Genomic DNA, 20,621 nt, shown 5'->3' with positions numbered 1-20,621 from the left:
TGGGCGGGGGCGTTGAGCGCCATGGATGGCGCGAAACGAGGCCCGCATGGATGCGGTTTTTGCCGTCCCCCGACCAGCCCCACCGCCCGGCCCAGACCAAGGCTGCTGCTTTCAAGCCACCCGCGAGGGGGTCTCACCCGTTCGACCAATCACCCACGCGGACGCCGCGAAGGCACCAGCGCAAACGTATCCACCGCCAGCTTCTCGGCATGGTTCAACCACGCCCTGATCTCCAGGTCATCCACCTCGTGATCCAACCCGAAGCTCAGATTGATGCGCCCGCTGGCATCGGGCTGCACCCACTGCTGGGCCAGCACCACCTGCCGTTGCGAGGACACCGCTTCGATCCAGAAACCGCGCTGCGGCTGCGTGCTTGCCACCAGTTCCAGCATGTACTGGCCCGCGCGCGTGCGGCGGCCCTTGTCGGTGATCATGTGCGCCTGGCGCACGCTGGGGCGTGGGCCATCGAAGGCGTTCAGCGCGGCATCCACCTGCACGCCGCCGCGCAGTTCGTCATCGCGGTACAGCTTGATGCCGTTCTCGCGGTTGACCAGCAGCGCGCACCAGTCACCATCGGCGGAACCGTCTTCAAAGGCGGTACAACGGTCCACGTAAGCCAGCGTGCTGTCCTTGTCGGCCTCGTCGAACTGACGCGAGGTGTTTTCCAGATAGACCGTCTTCAGGGCCCAGTCCTTGTCGTACTCCAGCAGCACCGGCGGCTGCACGTGCTGCACGCCGACCACCACCTGGTTGCCGTCATCAATGCGCAGCTCTCGGGTCGGCTCACCCAGCCACAGCGAACGGGCGAAGGCGAGATACTTCGGGTACTCGCGGCCGTTGTCCTTGCGCGCGGCGACGCTGGCGCTGGCGGGACGCTGTGGATCCAGCAGCGAGCGGCCGAAACCGATCCGCTGGATCGAAGGGTCCAGCAGGCTCAGCAGCGTCGCCCCGCTGTCCAGCGTGGTCGCATCGTCCACCTGCAGCTGGCGCGGTTCGATGCCATTGCCCACGAACAGCAGCAGGTTCTCGCGCTCCTGCTTGGCCAGCACGTGGCTGAGGTCGTTGGGCATGGCCAGGTGATCGGACGACACCACGATCAACGTGTCCTTGCCATACGGGCTGGCTTGGATGCGCGCGACCAACTGGGAGATCAGGCGGTCGGTGCACTTGAGGGCATTCAGCAGGCCGATGTTGCCGTGCTCGCTCTCATAGCGCTCATTGCGGCACGACACCGGCAGGTGACCCGCAGGATGATGGGTGTCCATGGTCAGCGTGGTCAGCATGAACGGCTCTTTGCCACGCGAGAGCTGCTCGAAGCGGCGATACGCGGTGTCCAGCAGCACGTCGTCGTGCACGCCCCAGGCCGAGTAGTGGATACGGCCGACCTTCTTCTGCTGCTTGAACCACGCCAGATCATGCACTTCATCGAAACCGTGGCTGGCCAGGAACTGGCCTTTGCCGGCAAACTGCCCGTTGGCGCCGCCGAGATAATGATTGGTGTAACCCTGCTGCTTCAGGTAATCCCCCAGGCACACCGCCTTGGGGAGGAAGCTGCCCATGCGGTCCATGCTGTTTTCATCGCCCTGGGCGGTGGTCAGCGGCACGCCGCACATCGAGGAGACCAGTCCGGCGATGGTCCAGCCGCTGCCTTCCGGTGAATCCAGCCCACGCACGTCGAGCGAGCGCGCCGCCAACTTGCTGAGGTTGGGCATCAGGCCGGGGAAGACCTTCTCGTCCAGATAAGTACGTTCCAGGCTTTCGCCGTAGATCCACACGATGTTGCGCGGACGTTGCAACGGCTGCGTGGGCACCTGGTACTCGGGCGCGATCCCGGCAAAATCGACCGGGCGCAGCTGGTAATACAGGCGCTGGCCATCGGCGAACAGCGGGCTGATGAATACCGCCAGCAGCCACACGCCGGCAAAGCCAACAAACAGTGCCCGGCCATTGCCTGGGCGCTGCCAGCGCTTGATGCGCACCAGCGCCAACGGAAGCAGTGACACCAGCAGCAGTGCGACATAGCCGGCGATGACACGCTTGAAATCGGAAACACCCGCGCCTTCCATGTCGGCGCCGAGGTGGTACAACGTGGCCGCATTCAGGCCGTCGCCGGACAGCTGGTCGATCACCCACCAGCTGCTCAATGCGACCAGCAGCATCGAAAGCAGCCCGGCCTTCCACCACAACCATTTGCTGGAAACCAGCAACAGCCAGGCAAGCACGAACAGCGTAAGCAACAGAATCCAGAGCATGGGCGTATTCGGCAGTGACGGAGGTGTTGATGGACGTCGTACCGACGCGTGTCCATCCGACCGGAACTGCCAAGCACATCTGCATGACAGCCCGATGACCGGATCATGCCTGCACGAACCTGACTGAAATGTTTGTTGAAAACGACGACCGCTGCGATGCCGTCAGCTTTGTGCAGCGTGCGTGAATGCTTAGTGTCGAGCACGGCGTGTGTCGAGCAGGCTCGACACGATGCTTACCGGTGGCCGCGCTCTTCGCGGGCGCGTGCGCGGCGGTCGAACAACAGCGCGCTGGTGATGATGCCGAGGCCGAGGAATACGCCGATGAGCATCAATATCATCGCAATGGCGGGATAACCGAACAGGTGCACGCCGTTGTCCACCTTCATCATCAGCGCCGACGCCAGGATCAGCGCGGCAGTGACGATGCCGGCAGACACGCGGTTGGCGATCTTCTGCAGGTTCTCCATCAGCCGCGATTCTTCCAGCCCGGTCACCTTCATCTGCAGGCGGTTCTCTGCCAACAGCGCCAGGATGTCGGTCATCTTGCGCGGACCGACCCGCAGCAGTTCCTGCACTTCCATCGCTTCGCTGGCCAGGTTGGCCGCCGACAGCGATTTCTTCAGGCGCGCACGCATCACGTGTTGCAACTGCTTTTCCACGATGCGCCGCGTATCCAGCGTCGGCGACAACAGCCGGCACACGGTCTCCAGATTCAACAGCGCCTTGCCGATCAGGCTCAGCTCCGGCGGCGTGCGCAGGCCGCTGGCGGTGGCGATGCGCACCATGTCCAACACCACGCGACCTTCGGAGTAATGGTTGCTGGCGGCGTAGCGCGCGATCATCTGGCCGGTCTCGCGCAGGTAACGCTCTTCTTCGAACGATTCCAGTCGCGTGCTGATGGCGATGATCTCATCGGCCACCTCCTCACCCCGTCCATCCACGGCAGCGAACAGCACCTTCAGCAGGCGCTCGCGCAGCCGCGGTGGCATGTGCGCGACCATGCCCAGATCGAAGATCGCCAGGCGTCCGTCATCGGTGACGCGCAGGTTGCCGGGGTGTGGATCGGCATGGATTTCGCCATGCACGAAGATCTGGTCCAGGTAACCGCGGATCAACGCGGCCGCCAGCGGATCCATCGATTGTTCGGTGCGGCGGATGTCCGGGATCATGTCCACGCGCACACCATCGGCCAGCTGCATGGTCAGCACGCGATGGCTGCAGTAGTCCCACACCGGCTGCGGCACCCACAGTGGCTTGAACGGACGCAGGTGCCGGCCGAAGCGCTGCAGGTTCTCCGCTTCGGCCTGGTAGTCCAGCTCCTGCATCAGCGTCTTGGCGAACTCGTTGAGCCAGTCGCGCAGGCGCACCCGGCGGCCGACCTGGGTCAGGTGGTCGGCGGCCAGCGCAAAGCTGCGCAGTGCTTCCAGGTCCGAACGCAGCTGCGCGGCAACCTCCGGCTTCTGTACCTTCACCGCCACTTGGCGGCCGTCGCGCAGGGTGGCACGGTGGACCTGGGCGATCGATGCACAGCCCAGCGGCACCGGATCGAAGCTGGCGAACAGGGTGGATACCGGGGCGCCCAGCTCCTTTTCGATGATGGTGTGAATGCGTTCGACCGGGATCGGCGCGACGTTCTCCTGCATCCGTTCCAGCGCCGTGGCGAACTCCACCGGCACCATGTCCGGACGGGTGGACAGCATCTGGCCAAGCTTGACGAAGGTCGGGCCGAGCGATTCCAGATCGGTGACGAACTGCTCCGGGTTGCCGTCCGGCGGCACGTCGGGGGCGCCGGCAGCTTCGAGGTTCATCCCGGAGAACACGCCGGAATTGCGATAGCGCATCAGCAGGCGGAGGATCTGGCTGCGACGGTTCATGCCGGTGATCAGGGGCGGGTTGGCGGGCGCGGCAGACGGGTTGTTCAAGCAGGACTCCGCGACGGTACGGGAGGCCCAGTGTGGCTGCGCCCAGGTGGTGGAGTGGTGAATCCGGAAGCCGTCTTTCAGGATTCACGTCTTTTCGGTCAGAATCCAGTCTCGACCCTTCCTCCCAACATGGACCTTTCATGGCCGGCGCCAGCCTGTTCACCCTGCTCGACGACATCGCCACCCTGCTGGACGATGTGGCGGTCCTGACCAAGGTCGCGGCAAAGAAGACCGCCGGCGTGCTGGGAGATGACTTGGCGCTCAACGCGCAGCAGGTCACCGGCATGAGCGCCAACCGCGAACTGCCGGTGATCTGGGCGGTGGCCAAGGGGTCGCTGGTGAACAAGGTGATCCTGGTGCCGGCGGCGCTGGCGATCAGCGCGCTGGAAGCCTGGCTGAAGTCGCGCGGCTACAACGTGCCGCTGATCGTGCCGCTGATGATGCTGGGCGGTGCCTTCCTTTGCTACGAAGGCGTGGAGAAGCTGGCCCATCGGTTCCTGCATCCGGCCGAAGAAGATGAGGCCAAGCAGGCCGAGCGGCGCCAGGCATTGGCCGATGAGCAGGTGGACATGGTCGCTTTCGAGAAGGACAAGATCAAAGGCGCGATCCGGACCGATTTCATCCTTTCGGCCGAAGTGATCGTGCTGACCCTGGGCGTGGTGGTCACCTCCGGCGCGGCACTCACCCAGCAGCTGCTGACCCTGAGCGTGGTGGCCGTGGCGATGACGGTGTTCGTCTACGGGCTGGTGGCCGGCATCGTCAAGATCGACGACGCCGGTCTGTACCTGGCCAAGAAGGGCGGCGCGGTGGCGGCTTTCGGGCGCGGCATGGTCGCCAGTGCGCCATGGCTGATGAAGTTCCTGTCCATTGCCGGTACCGCGGCGATGTTCCTGGTCGGTGGCGGCATCCTGGTGCACAACGTGCCGGCGCTGCACCACTGGGTGCTGGAGCACGGCGGTGAAGGGCAATGGGCGTGGCTGGTGAATGCGCTGGTGAACGTGNGCATCCTGGTGCACAACGTGCCGGCGCTGCACCACTGGCCGTCAACACGGAAAGCCTGACGGCCAGCGGCCGTCACTACCAGAAGCGGGAAGCTCGACGGCCACCGGCCGTCACTACCGGGCCAGCGGCGGCAGTACCGTCAGCCGGCCTGCACGCGGTTGCGGCCCAGCCGCTTGGCCGCGTACAACGCTTCGTCGGCACGTCGCAGCAGCGACTCTGCGGTATCGCCGGCGCTCCACTGCGCCAACCCGGCGCTGAAATGCACCGGAACGCGCTGGTCCTGCACGTTCAATACGCGCTGGGCGAACGAACGCTGCAGGCGGTGCAGGGTCGACATGCTGTCCGCACCGGGGGTATCCGGCATGACCAGCACGAACTCGTCGCCGCCGAGCCGTGCCACGCTGTCGCTGGCGCGCAGCAGCAACTGGCAGACACTGACGAAATGCTTCAGCACGGCATCGCCGCCGGCATGGCCGAACTGCGAGTTGGTCTGGCCGAACTCATCCAGGTCGATCACCGCGACCGCCAGCGCGCTGCCGCCGCGTCCGGAGCGTGCCAGTTCGGACTGCAGCAGCTCATCCAGCCCGCGCCGGTTGAGTGCGCCGGTCAGCGGATCGGTGCGGACCAGGTCGGTCACTTCGCGCAGGTCGTGTTCCAGCTGGGCGATGCGCTGTTCGGCCACTTCCACTTCCAGCCGTGCATTGGCGAGGTGGTCGCGTGCCTGCGCGGCCTGCTGCTGCACGCGCCCGGTGTCCTGCAGCACGCCCTGAAGCAGGTGGTTGAGGTCGGCGATGCTGCGTGCTTCGCGCAGCGCCAGGGCGTAGCTGCTGATGCGGTCGTGGTACTCGCCGGTGCTGTTGGCCATGCCGTCCAGCTGCTGCACGAAGTCGCCCATCAGCCCGCGCATGGCAGCCTTGGATTCGCTGATGCCCTGCTTGAGCAGGCCTTGTTTGTAGATCACCTGCCGCAGTTCACTGCGGGTCCGTTCGACCGCCGCGGTGTCCAACGGACCGGACAACAACTGACGCACGGCATCGATCTGCCCGTGCAGCCAGGCACCGTCGTCGAGCAGCTCGCTGATGTTTTCCAGCAGCAGGTCGAACAGGCCCAGCAACAGTTCGTCGCGTTCCTGCCAGGCCTCGCTGCGCACGCCGATCTGGTGACCCAGTTCGCGCTGGCCCTGTTCCAGCGCGTCCAGCGGCTGGCCGGGCTGCCATTGCTTCCAGGCGGCTGCCTGCGCCACGGCCTGCTCGCGCAGCTGTGGGTCGTGCTGCAGCAGGCCGGCCACGGTGATGCCCAGCACCTGGCGCAGCTGTTCGCGCAGGCGATCGCCGTCGGGTGGCGCATCCGGGGCATGCAGTTCGATGGTGCGGATGTACTTGTCGATCAGCTGGCGCATCGCGCGGCCGTAGCGCGGCCAGTCCGCATCGGCCTGCGCCGACTGCAGGCGGTCGCCCATGTCGCCGAGCTCGCCGGGCAGGGTCGCCATGCCATCGGCGAAGGCCGCCAGCAGGGATTCGGGGTGTGCGGCGTGCGCGAACAGCTGCTGCAGGCTGAGCCCGTTGCCACCGCGGGTCACCGCGCGGGGACCGTCGCCGCCCGCGACGGCCGCACGGACCAGCGCCAGCGGTCCAGGCTGGGTGCCGGGGGCGGGGCGGGAATCGCGGCGGTCCGTCATGCGGGGTGTCCGGGAGAGGCAAAGGCTGGTGACAGCATATCGGCGCGGCCGACGTTGGCTTTATACCCGTCCAGCGTTCACGATGGGGAAAATGAGCCAGGGGAGAAGGCGATGCGGGTGATGTTGCTGGGCGCGACCGGACTTGTAGGGGGCCAGGTGCTGGCGTTGTTGCTGGAGGATCCGCGCTGCACGGAGTTGGTCGCACCAAGCCGGCGGCCGCTGCCGGTGACCGCGCCCAAGCTGGACAATCCGGTGCTCGATTTCGAGCACCTGCCAGGCACCGCGCCGTGGTGGGCAGTGGATGCGGTGATCTGCGCGCTGGGCAGCACGATGGCCCAGGCCGGCAGCCGCGAAGCCTTCAAGCGCATCGACCACGACTACCCGTTGACCTTCGCCGGGCAGGCCCATGCCCACGGCGCGGGCACCTTCGTGCTGAACTCCGCAGCGGGCGCGGATGCGGGATCGCGGATCTTCTACAACCGGGTCAAGGGCGCGCTCGAACAGGACCTGCGCGGACTGGATTTCGATTCGTTGACGCTGGTGCGGCCGGGGCTGATTGGTGGCCAGCGTGCGCACAAACGCACTGGCGAACACCTGGCGCTGCAGGTGCTGGGTGCTCTGGGGCCGCTGCTGCCGCGTGGCTGGCGGATGAATCCGGCCGGAAACATCGCCGCTGCGCTGGTGGACGCTGCGTTGGAGCCACTGCCCGGCGAACACGTGGTCAGCGCGGCGCAGTTGGCCTGAGCACGGCCTGATGTCCCGCTCGCTGCGCTTGAACCGGCTGCTGCAACTGTTGCGCCGCCACCGACGGCCGGTGCGCGGCCAGCTGCTGGCCGATACGCTGGGTATCAGCCTGCGCACGCTGTACCGCGACATCGCCACCCTGCAGCAGCAGGGCGCGGACCTGCGTGGGGAGGCGGGCATCGGCTACGTGCTGCAGCCCGGCGATACGTTGCCGCCGCTGACCCTGCCGCCGGAAGAGATTGATGCACTGGTGCTTGGCCTGCGCTGGGTGGCCTCGCGTACCGATCCCGCACTGGCCGAAGCGGCGCGCGATGCGCTGGCCCGTATCGGCCACGCCCTGCCTGCCGACCGCCGGCTGCAGCTGCAGACCAGCGGCCTGCGGGTTGGTCCCGCGCGACCCCTGGAGGCGGCCGTTGCCGCATCGCTGCAGGTGGTCCGCGAAGCCATCGGCTCGCAGCGGCGCGTGGACATCGACTACCGCGACCTGGCCGGGCATCGCAGCCAGCGGACGGTGTGGCCGTTCGCGCTGGCCTACTTCGACGAGGTGCCGATGCTGGCGGCATGGTGCGAACTGCGCGGCGGCTTCCGCCATTTCCGGCTGGACCGCATCGATTCGGCGCAGTCGCAGGACAAGCGCTATCCCACCGCACGCAGCACGCTGCTCAGGCGCTGGCAGCGCGAGCAGGGCATTACCCCCGACTGGCTGGATCGCTGCTGACCGGAACTGTCAGCAGGGTGGCAGCAGGATGGATGCTCTTCCCAGCGAGAGATACCCATGTTCAAGCCCGACGCCGTCATGCAGTACGTACGTGATGTCCGCCTCAGCGCCGCTTTCTATGCCGGCATCATGGGCCGGCCGGCAAGCCAGCTCGCGCCCGGATTCGCCTTGTTCGTGGTACCCGGAGCGCCTGCACTCGGTCTGTGGGAGCGCGACGGGGTACAGCCGGAGGCGCTGGGCGCGCCCGGTGCGTGCGAACTGACCATGGTCGTGGACAGTCCCGCCGCCGTGGAACGCATGCATGCGGAGTGGACGGCGCTCGGCGTGGAGATCGCGCAGGCGCCGGTGACCCTGGCCTTCGGCCATACCTTCGTTGGCCTGGATCCGGATGGACACCGGCTGCGCGTGCACAGCCGCCCCGAGGACCTGCCGCCGCGAGAGGCATGAATTGAAAAGGGTCGGATCGCCTGGCGGCAGCCCGGCGATCCGACCCTTGGTTGACGGCCAGCGGCCGTCACTACTCTCTGACGGCCAGCGGCCGTCGCTATCGCGTCAGTTGGCCAGGGCCAGGTCGTCCATCATCGCGCGCAGGAAGCGGGCGGCTTCGCCGCCGGTGGCCACGCGGTGGTCGAAGGTGACCGACAGCGGGATCACCTTGTGCGATTCCACGCCGCCCATCACCGGGGTCATCTGGTAGCGGGCACGCCCGGCACCGACGATGGCCACGCACGGCGGCACCACCACCGGGGTGGCGTAGCGTCCGGCGAACATGCCGAAGTTGGACAGCGATATCGTGTAGCCACTCAGTTCCGAGGCGGCGATCGAACGCGCTTCCACCTGCTCACGCAGGCGGTTGACCCCTTCGCGGATGCCACGTGCATCGAGCATGTCGGCGTTGCGCAGGGCCGGCACGAACAGGCCCTCCTCGGTATCCACCGCGATGCCCACGTCCACGTGCGCATGCAGGGTGCGGGTCAGCGCCTCGCCATCGAACCAGGCGTTCATCGCCGGGACCTTCTGGCAGGCCACCACGATCGCGCGCACCAGACGCGCGGTGACATCGTTGCCCGGCAGCCAGGCATGCAGGTCGGCGTCATCGTTCAGCGTGGTCGGCACGACCTTGCTGTGCGCATCGGCCATCACCCGCGCCATGTTGCGACGCACGCCCTTCAGCTGTTCCGGCTGGCCCTTGGCCACCACGCCCGGCGGCTGGGTGCGCATCGGCTTGCCGGCGGCCGACATCGGCGCGCGCTGGCTTTCAACACGTGCCGGCGCCGGTGCGGGCGCCTGCGCAGCCTGCGGTGCCGCCGCTGCAGCCGGCGCAGCGCCGATCTTGGCGCTGCCATCGGCGGCGGCCTGCTTGACGTCGGCCATGGTCACTGCGCCATCGGTACCACTGGCGCGCACGCGCGACAGGTCCACGCCCAGCTTGCGCGCCATCGCACGCACCGCCGGGACGGCCTTGACCCCGCCGACCGCGACCGCCTGTTCGGCGTGCACGGCGTTGGAGCTCTGCATCGCGCCGACCACGGTGCCGGCGTCATCGCGCTCACCGCCGTCCTTTATCTCGCCGCCTTCATCGGAGGCCACCACGGCATGGGCCTGCGCCGGCGCCGGCTGCCCGGTGCTCGGCGTCGCGGCCGGTGCGGCGTGGCCGTGGCTGTGGCCGGTGTCCTGGCCGTCCGCGCGCTGCGGCAGGTTCGGGTCCAGTTCGAAACTGGCCAGCACCGCGCCGGTCGGGATGATGTCACCGGCCGCGCCGGACAGCTTCAGTATCTTGCCGGACACCGGCGAAGGCACTTCCACCACGGCCTTGGCGGTCTCCATCGACACCAGCGGCTCATCCAGGCGGATGGTGTCGCCTTCCTTGACGAACCATTCCACGATGGTGGCGTCCGGCAGGCCTTCGCCGAGGTCGGGCAGGTTGAAATTCTTGGTCTGGCTCATGTGCAGTTCTCTTCCAGCAGTTCCAGTTCGTGGGCCGGCAGCCAGCCCGTCGCGCCATTCGCGCGCTCGGACCACCACCAACCCCCATGTTCATGATGCAGCCGTACCAGCTCACCGTTTTCCACGTCCAGCTCGCTGGCGTCATAGTCACGCAGCGCTTCTGCGTGGCCATCGTCCAACACCTGCAGCCAGGCGACCGGCGCCCAGCCGGCGCCACCCTCGCGGGTGCGCACCCAGGCAAACGCCGGCCATTCCTCGTCGCGCACACCGACCTCGACGATCTGGCCGGTGCGCAACCGGAGCGGGTTGGGATACTGGCTGCGGTACGGGCCGAGCAGACGGGCCCGCATGTCAGCCTGCCGCAACGGCGCGCTTGGCCGCCGCCACGATCCGCTCCACGCTGGGCAGGTACTTCATTTCCAGGCGGAACAGCGGAATGTGGGTGTCATAACCGGTCACCCGTTCGACCGGTGCCAGCAGGTCATACAGCGATTCCTCGGCCAGCCGTGCGGCGATTTCCGCGCCGAAGCCCGCGGTCTTCGGGGCCTCCTGCACAATCACGCAGCGGCCGGTCTTGGCGACCGATTCGGCGATGGTGGCGAAGTCCAGCGGACGCAGCGTAGCCACGTCGATGACTTCAGCACTGATGCCTTCGCCGGCCAGCTTGTCGGCCGCTTCCAGCGCTTCCTTCACCTGCGCGCCCCAGGTCACCAGGGTCACGTCGGTGCCGTCGCGCAGCACGAAGCAGACATCCAACGGCAGCGCTTCGCCATCGTTGACCACCACTTCCTTGTACTGGCGGTAGATGCGCTTGGGCTCCATGTAGATGACCGGATCCGGTTCACGGATCGCCGCCAGCAGCAGGCCGTAGGCGCGCTGCGGTGAGGACGGCAGCACCACGCGCAGGCCCGGCACGTTGGTGAAGATCGATTCGTTGGCTTCGCTGTGGTGTTCCGGGGCACGGATACCACCGCCCCACGGCACGCGCAGCACCATCGGGCAGTGCAGGCGGCCACGCGTACGCGTACGCAGTCGCGCGGCATGGCAGATGATGTGGTCGACCATCGGGTACATGAAGCCGTCGAACTGGGCTTCGGCGATCGGCTTCATGCCCTGCGCGGCCAGGCCGATGGTCAGGCCGGCGATGGTGGTTTCATCCAGCGGAGTATCGAGGATGCGGTTGGCGCCGAAGCGCTGCTGCAGGCCGGCGGTGGCGCGGAACACGCCGCCGTTGACGCCCACGTCCTCGCCCAGCACCAGTACGGATTTGTCGTGCTCAAGCTCCCAGGCCAGCGCCTGGGTGATGGCTTCGATCAGGGTGATGGGGGTGCTGGTCATGACCGTGTCTCCACCGGCGACAGCGGCGCTGTCGGCGGCATTGGTGCGGGAAGCAGGAACGCCGTGCTTGATGTCATCCATGACGCTGCTCCAGGGCAATGGCGGCAGCGCGCTGGGCCAGCAGGTCCGGTGGCGGATCGGCATACAGGAAATCAAACATCGCTTCGACCGGCTGCACCGGGGTGTTGAGGTACTGGTTCACGTCCTCGTCCACGCGCGCGCCGCACTGCTCGATCCAGGCCTTTTCCTCGGCTTCGCTCCACACGCCCTGGTCGGTCAGGTACTTGCGCAGGCGCAGCATCGGCTCCAGCAGCCAGGCATCCTTCACTTCGGCGTCGTCGCGATAGCGGCGCGCGTCGTCGGCGGTGGTGTGGTCGGACAGGCGATAGGTCATCAGTTCGAGCACCGTGCCGCCGTTGCCGGACAGGCCGCGCTCGCGAGCCTGTTCCATCGCCGCCAGCACTGCGATCAGGTCGTTGCCATCCACCTGCAGGCAATGCAGGCCACCGGCCAGGCCCTTCTGCGCCAGCGTTTCGGCACCGGTCTGGGCCGAACGGGGCACCGAAATGGCCCACCCGTTGTTGACGATGCACAGGATCAGCGGCAGCTTGTAGGCGCCGGCCGAATTCAGTGCCGCGTAGAAGTCGGTCTTGGAACTGCCACCGTCACCGCACACCGCCACGGCGATCTGCTTCTCCTCGTTAAGCTTGAACTTCAGCGCCGCACCGGCCGCGTGCAGGCACTGCGTGGAAATCGGCACGCAGAACGGGAAGTCCTTGGCCGCATTGCCGCCGTAGTCGTTGCCGCGCTCGTCGCCGCCCCAGTACATCAGCACGTCGTAGGGGCGCACGCCGCGCATGAACATGGCGCCGTACTCACGGTAGCTCGGCGCGAACACGTCGCCGGGATGCATGGCTGCACCGATGCCGACGTGCGCGGCTTCGTGCCCCAGGCAGGCGGCATAGGTGCCCAGCTTGCCGGTGCGCTGCAGGGCGATGGACTTGCTGTCGAAGACGCGCACGTAGAGCATCTGCTTGAACAGCGGGACCAGCACCTTGGGATCCCGCAGCGAAGCGGGCAGGTCATCGCGGACGAGCTTGCCGTCTGCGTTGAGGTACTGGAGGTATTCGATCTTGAACTCAGCGGCAACTGTCATTGCGGACTGCACCTTCGACAGGAAGTTACAAATGATATGAATCGCCATGTTAAGGACGGCGTATGAAAAAGCCGTCCTGCGGCGCAGCAAGGGTTTCCCCGGCGGGGCCCCTGCCGACAGGTTGGCGGCCCGTGACAGCAACGTATTCAGCCGTTGCTGCAGAGCACCAGAATACGCCCGTGAGGACGGGGATGGGACCCTTCGGAAGCGGTTCCACGCGCCGGGATGCGGGTTTGTGCGTTCCACGAGGTCCCTGTGACGACCAACGGTCGTCACCCACCGAAGCCCGCGACAACGGTCGTCACCCACCGGAGCCGGCGATCCGCGGTCGGCCTGCTACGCTTTCTCTTTTCAGCCGGCCCCGCCCCATGTCCGTCGACAACAACCAACGTGATCTCGAAGCCGGCATCCTGACCGACCTGCAGGACCGGCTGACCTATGGCGGCTACCTGCGGCTGGACCAGTTGCTCAGTGCGCAGCAGCCGTTGTCCAGCCCGGCCCACCATGACGAGATGCTGTTCATCATCCAGCACCAGACCTCCGAGCTGTGGCTGAAGCTGCTGGCGCACGAACTGGGTGCGGCGATCGGCTTCCTGCAGCGTGACCAGGTATGGCAGTGCCAGAAGGTGCTGGCCCGCAGCAAGCTGGTGCTGCGGCAGCTGACCGAGCAGTGGTCGGTGCTGGAGACGTTGACCCCGTCCGAATACTTGGGTTTCCGCGATGTGCTGGGCCCTTCCTCGGGCTTCCAGTCGCTGCAGTACCGCTACATCGAGTTCCTGCTGGGCAACAAGAACGCGCAGATGCTCAAGGTGTTCGAGCACGACGAAGCGGGCCAGCAGCGTCTGCGCCAGGCACTTCAGGCGCCGAGCCTGTACGAGGAATTCCTGCAGTACCTGTCGCGCTTCGGCCACGACATTCCGGCGCAGTACCTGGATCGCGACTGGTCCCAGCCGCACGTGGCCGACGATGCACTGCACCCGGTGTTCGAGCGCATCTACCAGAACACGGACCGCTACTGGCGCGAGTACGCGCTGTGCGAGGACCTGGTCGATCTGGAGACGGCCTTCCAGCTGTGGCGGTTCCGCCATATGCGCACCGTGATGCGGGTGATCGGCTTCAAGCGCGGCACCGGCGGCTCGTCCGGGGTGGGCTTCCTGGCCAAGGCGCTGGAGCTGACCTTCTTCCCTGAACTGTTCCAGGTGCGGACCACGCTGGAGGGCTGAGCGGCCGGCGTCCCCCATTCAGATTGTTGCAGATGCAAGTTCCGCGACCGGGCGGTCACCTGCTTCGAACGGTGTGTATTTGACGTGAACGCCAGAAGTCGGTGATCCTCGCGCGTTAGCTCGGCACAGCGGACGTGCCTGTCATCCACCGAACCAGGAATCCCGCATGAGCCTGAACGCCACTGCGAATACCCCCGAACCGGCCGTGCCGGAATTCAAGACCACATTGGGCCACCCACGTCCGCTGTGGATGTTGTTCATGACCGAGTTCTGGGAACGTTTTGCGTTCTACGGCATCCGCTGGGCACTGGTGCTGTACATCGTGTCGCAGTTCTTCAACGGCGATGCCGGCGGTGAAGCCGCGGCCAGCCGCACCTACGGCGCCTATCTGGCGCTGGTGTACGCAGCGGCCATCTTCGGCGGCTACATCGCTGACCGCGTGCTGGGCTACCAGCGCTCGATCCTCACCGGCGCGGTGATCATGGCGGCGGGCCTGTTCATGATTTCCCTGCCCAACCACCAGGTGTTCGAACTGGGCCTGGCCACGATCATCGTGGGCAACGGCCTGTTCAAGCCGAACATCTCGACCATGGTCGGCAAGTTGTACGGCCTGAACGATCCGCGTCGCGACTCCGGTTTCACCATCTTCTACATGGGTATCAACATCGGCGCGATGATCGCCCCGGTGCTGACCGAATACCTCGCACGCAAGGTGTTCGGCACCAGCGCCATGCCGTCCTACAAGGTGGTGTTCATCGCCTCCGGCGTGGGCATGCTGATCAGCCTGGTGTGGTTCTACATCGGCCGCAAGGGCCTGAACGGCATCGGCGCACCGCCGGCCGGCGCCGAAGGCTACGGCCGCATCGTGATGGTCGCGGTGGGGTCGCTGGTGGCCATTCCGGTGGCGTTCTTCCTGCTCTCCACCGGCGCCACCGCGTTGGCCTGGATCCTGCTGGTGCTGTTCATCGCCCTGGCCGTCCTGCTGCTGGTGGAAGGTGTCCGCAACGGCAAGGTCGCGCGCGACCGCGTGATCGCCATGCTGATCATCTTCGCCTTCAACGTGATGTTCTGGATGTTCTTCGAACAGGCCGGCAGCTCGTTCACCTTCCTCGCCGACAACATCGTCAACCGCAACCTCGGCGGCTGGGAATTCCCGACCGCCTGGTTCCAGTCGGTGAACTCGGTGGCCATCATCACCCTGGCCCCGATCATCGCGTGGATCTGGGTGGCGATGGGCCGTGCCAACCCGTCCATTCCGCGCAAGTTCGGCCTGGGCCTGCTGTTCAACGGCGCGGCCTTCGCCCTGCTGATGTTCGCGTTGTCGCAGCTGGTCGTGGACGGCAAGATCCCGTTCTGGACGCTGTTCATGGTCTACGTGATCCAGTCCATCGGTGAGCTGTGCCTGTCGCCGATCGGCCTGTCAATGGTCACCAAGCTGGCCCCGGTCCGCCTGGTCGGCTTCGGCATGGGTGGCTGGTTCCTGTCCACCGGCATCGGCAACAACCTGTCGGGCATCTTCGCCGGGGTGGTCAGCGGTGAAGGCGGCATGACCGTGGAATCGGCGCTGAAAGGGTATACCTTCGGCTTCTGGGCGTTGATCGGTTCGGGTGTGATCCTGTTCCTGCTGGCGCCGCTGATCAACAAGCTGATGCACGGCGTCAAGTAAGAGGAAGAGCGAATGCGCAAGACCGCAGGTTGGATGTCCATGGGGGTTCTGGCCGCTGCACTGGCAGCGTGCTCGCAACCCGGTCCCGATACCGCCAAGGCGCCTGCGCAGCCGCTGGATACGCGTCCCACCGAGGCACCGGCCGCTGATCCCAGCGTGCCGGTGGCCTCCGGCAATACCCCGGCGGCCGCGGACATCGCGGCCATCGCGGCACTCAACGCCTCGTTCGATCCGGCCCGCGACCCGGCCGCGGACCTGGAAACGGCCAAGGTGGAGGCGCAGCGTGGCAACAAGCGCATCATCCTGGACGTGGGCGGTGAGTGGTGCCCGTGGTGCCACATCCTGGACAAATTCGTCGAAGGCGATGCCGAAGTGCGCCGCCTGCGCGATGCGAACTACGTGTGGATGAAGGTCAACTACAGCGAAGACAACGAGAACAAGGCGTTCCTGTCGCAGTTCCCGGAAGTGAAGGGCTACCCGCACCTGTTCGTGCTGGATGCCGAGGGGGGATTGCTGCATTCGCAGTTCACCGGTGAGCTGGAACAGGGCAAGTCCTACGACCGCGCGAAGTTCCTCGCCTTCATGAAGGAATGGGCGCCGCGCTGAGGCGCGATGCCGGGCGGCGGCGCTCAATTCCGCCGCGCTGCGGCCGCTAACGCCAAGGTACCGACGCCACGCTGACCGTGGCGCACGACCTGGAGCGTCCAATGCACAGCGAGCTGATCGACCATCCCCCTGCCGACACCGTGGCACTGCCCGCGGTGGATGTGCTGATGGACGATGGCGCTGCGGTGGCTGCGGTGGCGATACCGCCCGGCACGCACAAGCTGCCCGTGGTGGCGCTGCCGGACAACCCCGCGTTGGCGGCTGCGGTGCAGAAGCTGGTCGAACAGAAAGAACGCCTGGACCTGCTCGCCCGTGACCCGAAGCTGGCCGGCCTGCTGCCGCCGGAATGGCTGGGGCAGGGGGGGCGGGCGGTGGATGTGGCGGCCTTCGTGCAGGGCGTCCTGCCGTTCCTGCAGGTCGCCGAACGGGGCGAAACCGCACCGATGCGCCTGCCGCTGCGGCATGTGCTGGGCGACAGCGGGCGCTGGTCGGTGGCCGATGTCGCCGAGCCGCAGTCGCTGGCCTGGTTGCTGGCCAGCGATGATCGCGCAACGGTCGGCAGCCGCGACCATGCCGACGCCTTGCTGATCGGCGCGCTGGGGCTGGCGTGGATGCAGGAAGGACGCAGCCGTCCGGGCTTCCTGCGCGCGATGGGCGTGGACACCCTGGCCGCGCGGACCACCATGCTTGGCTATCCGCCGCCCGAAGAACTGGCCCTGTACGAAGTGACCGCGCATGGCCAGCGCGAGGTGTGGTGCGTACACGGACGGCGGCGCCTGCGACCGCTGCCGGCGCCCTGGCTGAGCGTGCCGCTGCTGGTCGCCTACGGAGTGAAGCCGCCGCAGCCGTGGCCGTCCAGCTATCCCGCCATAGAGGCGGTGGCGCGCGAGCTGGCCACCGCACGGCAGGGCCGCGCGCTGCCGGAGATCAGCCTGCCGATGGTGGTGCGGAAGATCGCGGAGGACGCCAACGGGGACATCTGGCAGCCGGTCAGCCTGCTGCAGCTGGGCACCTGGGTGCCGCGATGGCCGTTCTTCCTGGCCATCTTCGTCGGCCTGCCCTCGCTGCTGCTGATCACCGCGGCCCTGGCGCTGCCGGGGGCGATCGAAGCGGCCACGGTGGCGGCCTCGCTGGGCTTCGCCGCCGGTGCCATCGGCGCGCTGGCCGCGCCCTGGGTCTACGCCCGCCGCAAGCACCTGAGCTGAGGGTCGGCTCTACCGGGCGTCCAGGAGAAGCCGACTGAAGTCGGCTCTACGGGGCGCTCGCTCGGTTATTCGGCCATCCGCTGCAGGCCTTCACCGGCCAGGCGCAGGATCAGCTTTTCCAGCAGCTGTTCTTCGTCTTCGCTGAGCACGGACATCAGCTTGCGGGTGGTCTCGATGACCAGCGGGGCGATGGTCTCGTACACCTCGAAGCCGGCCGCCGACAGCGCCAGCACCGAGCGGCGGCGGTCATCGCCATGGGTTTCCCGCTTGATGAAACCGCGTTCCAGCAGGCGCGCCACCGCGCGGCTGACCGCGACTTTGTCCATCGCCGTGCGTTCGGACACTTCGCTGGCCGACGAGCCCGGGTACAGCGCCAGGATGGTGATCACCCGCCATTCCGGAATCGCCAGGCCGTAGCGGTCACCGTACAGTTTGGCGATGTTGCCACTGACCCGGTTGGAGAGCACGCTCAGCCGGTAGGGCAGGAACTGTTCCAGGTCGAGCAGGACGTGCGAGGCACGCACGCTGGTGGAAGCGGGATCGGGTGGGCTCATGCTGCGGTGCACCTTGCTGGTGGTTTCAGGTGTAACTATAAAGGGGATGTACTAGCCCTGCATTGTCGCGGGTCCCTCTGTCGCCCGCACCTGGTTTGATGCGGAAAAGATTCGGAGCCTTATGCCATGAATACCACCGTCCAGACCGCCTCGCATCCCAATCCGGGCATGCAGGTGACCACGTTCGAAAACCCGATGGGCATCGACGGCTTCGAGTTCGTCGAATTCGCCGCTCCTGCCGGGCGCGGCCAGGAGCTGCATGCCTACTTCCGCAGCATGGGCTTTACCGCCGTGCTGAAGCACAGCACCCGCCCGATCACCGTATATCGGCAGGGTGGCGTCAACTTCCTGGTCAACGAAGACCCGGATTCGTTCGCCGCCGACTTCGCTGAAAAGCACGGTCCGTGCGCCTGCGGCTTCGCCATCCGCTTCCAGAAGCCCGGTGCCGAGGTCTACCAGACCGCGCTGGGCAATGGGGCCGAGCCGGTCGACTTCAAGCCGGACTCCAAGGCGGTGGATGCGCCAGTGATCAAGGGCATCGGCGACTGCATGCTGTACCTGGTGGACCGCTACGGCGACGCCGGCAGCATCTACGGCGATGACTACGAAGCCATCGAGGGCGCCGACCAGGCCCCGAAGGGCTTCGGTCTGACCTTCATCGACCACCTGACCCACAACCTGTACTTCGGCAACATGCAGCAGTGGTCGGACTACTACGAGCGGCTGTTCAACTTCCGCGAGATCCGCTACTTCGACATCAAGGGCCTGAAGACCGGCCTGGTGTCCAAGGCGATGACCGCCCCGGACGGCATCGTGCGCATCCCGCTCAATGAATCGTCCGATCCGAAGAGCCAGATCAACGAATACCTGGACGCCTACAAGGGCGAAGGCATCCAGCACATCGCCTGCTTCACCGAGAACATCTACGAGACCGTGGAAGCCATGCGCGAGCAGGGCGTGCAGTTCCTGGACACGCCGGAAACCTACTTCGACGTGATCGACCAGCGCGTTCCGGGGCATGGCGAGGACGTGGCGCGGCTGGCCCGTAACAAGATCCTGATCGATGCTGATCCGGAAACCCACCAGCGCAAGCTGCTGCAGATCTTCACCCTGAACTGCATCGGTCCGATTTTCTTCGAGATCATCCAGCGCAAGGGCAACGAGGGCTTCGGCGAAGGCAACTTCACCGCGCTGTTCGAGAGCATCGAGCGCGACCAGATGCGCCGCGGCGTACTGTAAGCGGTAGATCGCTCGGGTAAGGTAGGTGCCGGCCACGCGCCGGCACATGACGGGATGCCAGACATGACCAGCACCATCGAAGCACGCGGCTACCAGACCGGGTTCGGCAACGAGTTCGCCAGTGAGGCGCGGGCCGGTGCGCTGCCGATCGGGCAGAACGCGCCGCAGACCGTGGCCCACGGGCTGTATGCCGAGCAGTTGTCCGGGACGGCGTTCACCGCCCCGCGCGGCAGCAACCGCCGCAGCTGGCTGTACCGGATCCGCCCGGCGGTGACCCATGGCGAGTTCACCGCGTTCGCGCAGGATCGCCTGCAGGGCAGCTTCCATGGGCTGCCGGCGGCGCCGAACCAGCTGCGCTGGAGCCCGCTGCCGCTGCCCGAGGCACCGACTGATTTCATCGAAGGCCTGTACACGATGGGCGGCAACGGCGGCCCGGATGCGCATGCCGGCGTGGCCATCCACCTGTACGCCGCCAACCGTGACATGCAGGGGCGTTACTTCTACAACGCCGATGGCGAGCTGCTGATCGTCCCGCAGCTGGGACGCCTGCGCCTGCTCACCGAAATGGGCGTGGTCGAGATCGAGCCGCAGCAGATCGCGGTGATCCCGCGCGGCGTGCGTTTCCGCGTGGAGCTGCCGGACGGGCAGGCGCGCGGGTATGTCTGCGAGAACTTCGGTGCGTTGCTGAAGCTGCCCGACCTGGGGCCGATCGGCTCCAATGGCCTGGCCAATCCGCGCGATTTCGAGACCCCGCATGCGGCGTTCGAAGACCTCGACGGCGAGTTCGAACTGGTGGCGAAATTCGACGGCCAGTTGTGGCGCGCACGCATAGACCATTCGCCGCTGGACGTGGTGGCCTGGCACGGCAACTACGCGCCGTACCGCTACGACCTGCGCCGCTTCAACACGATCGGTTCGATCAGCTTCGATCACCCGGACCCGTCGATCTTCCTGGTACTGCATTCGCCGAGCGATACCGCCGGCACCAGCAACATGGATTTCGCGATCTTCCCGCCGCGTTGGCTGGTGGCCCAGCACACCTTCCGGCCGCCGTGGTTCCACCGCAACATCGCCAGCGAATTCATGGGCCTGGTGCACGGTGCCTACGATGCGAAAGCCGAAGGTTTCGTGCCTGGCGGTGCGTCGCTGCACAACTGCATGAGCGGCCACGGCCCGGATGCGCCGACCTTCGAGAAGGCATCGGCGGCCGACCTGTCCCGGCCGGACGTGATCAAGGACACCATGGCCTTCATGTTCGAAACGCGCGGCGTGATCCGCCCGACCGCGCAGGCCCTGTCGGCCGCCCATCGCCAGGGCGACTACCAGCAATGCTGGAACGGCCTGCGCAACAACTTCCGCTGACAAAAAGGG

17 protein-coding genes and 1 pseudogene are annotated in these 20,621 nt (G+C 66.5%); 10 read left to right on the top strand and 8 right to left on the bottom strand.

The window, feature by feature from the left end; translation table 11 throughout:
• Nucleotides 1-149: 149 nt before the first annotated feature.
• Both IFT63_RS17240 and IFT63_RS17235 read right to left on the bottom strand, forming a co-directional pair.
• Entirely contained in the window at nucleotides 150-2,252 is a 2,103-nt protein-coding gene (locus tag IFT63_RS17240; RefSeq protein ID WP_192085211.1) for a phosphoglycerol transferase I, read from the bottom strand.
• 233 nt (nucleotides 2,253-2,485) lie between these two features.
• A complete protein-coding gene (locus IFT63_RS17235) occupies nucleotides 2,486-4,126 on the bottom strand; it encodes an AarF/UbiB family protein (protein ID WP_080335261.1) in 1,641 nt (546 codons plus the stop codon).
• A 188-nt stretch (nucleotides 4,127-4,314) separates the two neighbouring features.
• Between IFT63_RS17235 and IFT63_RS17230 the strand changes: the two are divergent.
• Nucleotides 4,315-5,175 (top strand): annotated as a pseudogene (locus IFT63_RS17230) (DUF808 domain-containing protein); the annotation flags it as partial.
• A gap of 140 nt (nucleotides 5,176-5,315) precedes the next feature.
• Here the strand turns inward: IFT63_RS17230 and IFT63_RS17225 are convergent.
• A complete protein-coding gene (locus IFT63_RS17225; protein WP_042615251.1) occupies nucleotides 5,316-6,854 on the bottom strand; it encodes a GGDEF domain-containing protein in 1,539 nt (512 codons plus the stop codon).
• 111 nt (nucleotides 6,855-6,965) lie between these two features.
• Between IFT63_RS17225 and IFT63_RS17220 the strand changes: the two genes are divergently transcribed.
• Genes IFT63_RS17220 through IFT63_RS17210 form a run of 3 tightly spaced genes read left to right on the top strand, consistent with a single transcriptional unit; the run spans nucleotide 6,966 to nucleotide 8,763 of the window.
• Entirely contained in the window at nucleotides 6,966-7,598 is a 633-nt protein-coding gene (locus IFT63_RS17220) for an NAD-dependent dehydratase (RefSeq protein ID WP_042615250.1), read from the top strand.
• A gap of 10 nt (nucleotides 7,599-7,608) precedes the next feature.
• The gene (locus IFT63_RS17215; RefSeq protein WP_042615249.1) at nucleotides 7,609-8,316 is read left to right on the top strand and encodes a YafY family protein; all 708 of its coding nucleotides are present in this window, start codon (nucleotides 7,609-7,611) and stop codon (nucleotides 8,314-8,316) included.
• Nucleotides 8,317-8,373: 57 nt separating this feature from the next.
• Entirely contained in the window at nucleotides 8,374-8,763 is a 390-nt protein-coding gene (locus IFT63_RS17210) for a VOC family protein (protein WP_192085209.1), read from the top strand.
• A gap of 105 nt (nucleotides 8,764-8,868) precedes the next feature.
• Here the strand turns inward: IFT63_RS17210 and IFT63_RS17205 are convergent, their stop codons facing one another.
• The 4 genes from IFT63_RS17205 to pdhA are packed head-to-tail and all read right to left on the bottom strand — an operon-like array spanning nucleotide 8,869 to nucleotide 12,757.
• On the bottom strand, nucleotides 8,869-10,263 hold the full coding sequence (locus IFT63_RS17205) for a dihydrolipoamide acetyltransferase family protein (RefSeq protein ID WP_192085208.1): 1,395 nt from the start codon (nucleotides 10,261-10,263) through the stop codon (nucleotides 8,869-8,871).
• A complete protein-coding gene (locus IFT63_RS17200; RefSeq protein WP_192085207.1) occupies nucleotides 10,260-10,613 on the bottom strand; it encodes an SH3 domain-containing protein in 354 nt (117 codons plus the stop codon). Before IFT63_RS17200 ends, IFT63_RS17205 begins: the two co-directional genes overlap by 4 nt.
• Before the next feature lies 1 nt (nucleotide 10,614).
• On the bottom strand, nucleotides 10,615-11,682 hold the full coding sequence (locus IFT63_RS17195) for an alpha-ketoacid dehydrogenase subunit beta (RefSeq protein ID WP_192085206.1): 1,068 nt from the start codon (nucleotides 11,680-11,682) through the stop codon (nucleotides 10,615-10,617).
• A complete protein-coding gene (gene pdhA, locus IFT63_RS17190; RefSeq protein ID WP_042615244.1) occupies nucleotides 11,675-12,757 on the bottom strand; it encodes a pyruvate dehydrogenase (acetyl-transferring) E1 component subunit alpha in 1,083 nt (360 codons plus the stop codon). The genes IFT63_RS17195 and pdhA overlap by 8 nt, the downstream gene beginning before the upstream one ends.
• A 368-nt stretch (nucleotides 12,758-13,125) precedes the next feature.
• Between pdhA and IFT63_RS17185 the strand changes: the two genes are divergently transcribed.
• The 4 genes from IFT63_RS17185 (at nucleotide 13,126) to IFT63_RS17170 (ending at nucleotide 17,457) form a co-directional block, all read left to right on the top strand.
• Nucleotides 13,126-13,980, top strand: coding sequence for a tryptophan 2,3-dioxygenase family protein (locus IFT63_RS17185; protein WP_192085205.1), 855 nt, complete (start codon nucleotides 13,126-13,128; stop codon nucleotides 13,978-13,980).
• Nucleotides 13,981-14,146: 166 nt separating this feature from the next.
• The gene (locus tag IFT63_RS17180; protein ID WP_042615242.1) at nucleotides 14,147-15,646 is read left to right on the top strand and encodes a peptide MFS transporter; all 1,500 of its coding nucleotides are present in this window, start codon (nucleotides 14,147-14,149) and stop codon (nucleotides 15,644-15,646) included.
• A gap of 12 nt (nucleotides 15,647-15,658) precedes the next feature.
• Nucleotides 15,659-16,252, top strand: a complete 594-nt coding sequence (locus tag IFT63_RS17175; protein ID WP_042615241.1) for a thioredoxin family protein — start codon at nucleotides 15,659-15,661, stop codon at nucleotides 16,250-16,252.
• A 101-nt stretch (nucleotides 16,253-16,353) separates the two neighbouring features.
• Complete coding sequence (locus IFT63_RS17170; RefSeq protein WP_192085204.1) at nucleotides 16,354-17,457, top strand: hypothetical protein; 1,104 nt, start codon at nucleotides 16,354-16,356, stop codon at nucleotides 17,455-17,457.
• Between the two features lie 65 nt (nucleotides 17,458-17,522).
• Here the strand turns inward: IFT63_RS17170 and IFT63_RS17165 are convergent, their stop codons facing one another.
• Nucleotides 17,523-18,011, bottom strand: a complete 489-nt coding sequence (locus tag IFT63_RS17165) for a MarR family winged helix-turn-helix transcriptional regulator (protein WP_042614260.1) — start codon at nucleotides 18,009-18,011, stop codon at nucleotides 17,523-17,525.
• Nucleotides 18,012-18,137: 126 nt separating this feature from the next.
• Between IFT63_RS17165 and hppD the strand changes: the two genes are divergently transcribed.
• Both hppD and hmgA read left to right on the top strand, forming a co-directional pair.
• Entirely contained in the window at nucleotides 18,138-19,250 is a 1,113-nt protein-coding gene (gene hppD / locus IFT63_RS17160; protein ID WP_042614261.1) for a 4-hydroxyphenylpyruvate dioxygenase, read from the top strand.
• Nucleotides 19,251-19,313: 63 nt separating this feature from the next.
• Nucleotides 19,314-20,612, top strand: a complete 1,299-nt coding sequence (gene hmgA, locus IFT63_RS17155) for a homogentisate 1,2-dioxygenase (protein WP_192085203.1) — start codon at nucleotides 19,314-19,316, stop codon at nucleotides 20,610-20,612.
• Nucleotides 20,613-20,621 lie beyond the last annotated feature (9 nt).

The organism is Stenotrophomonas sp. CFBP 13724 (assembly GCF_014841975.1).
Lineage (GTDB): Bacteria > Pseudomonadota > Gammaproteobacteria > Xanthomonadales > Xanthomonadaceae > Stenotrophomonas > Stenotrophomonas lacuserhaii.
Note: the sequence above shows the minus strand (reverse complement) of the source record. Positions and strands in the feature narration are given on the sequence as shown.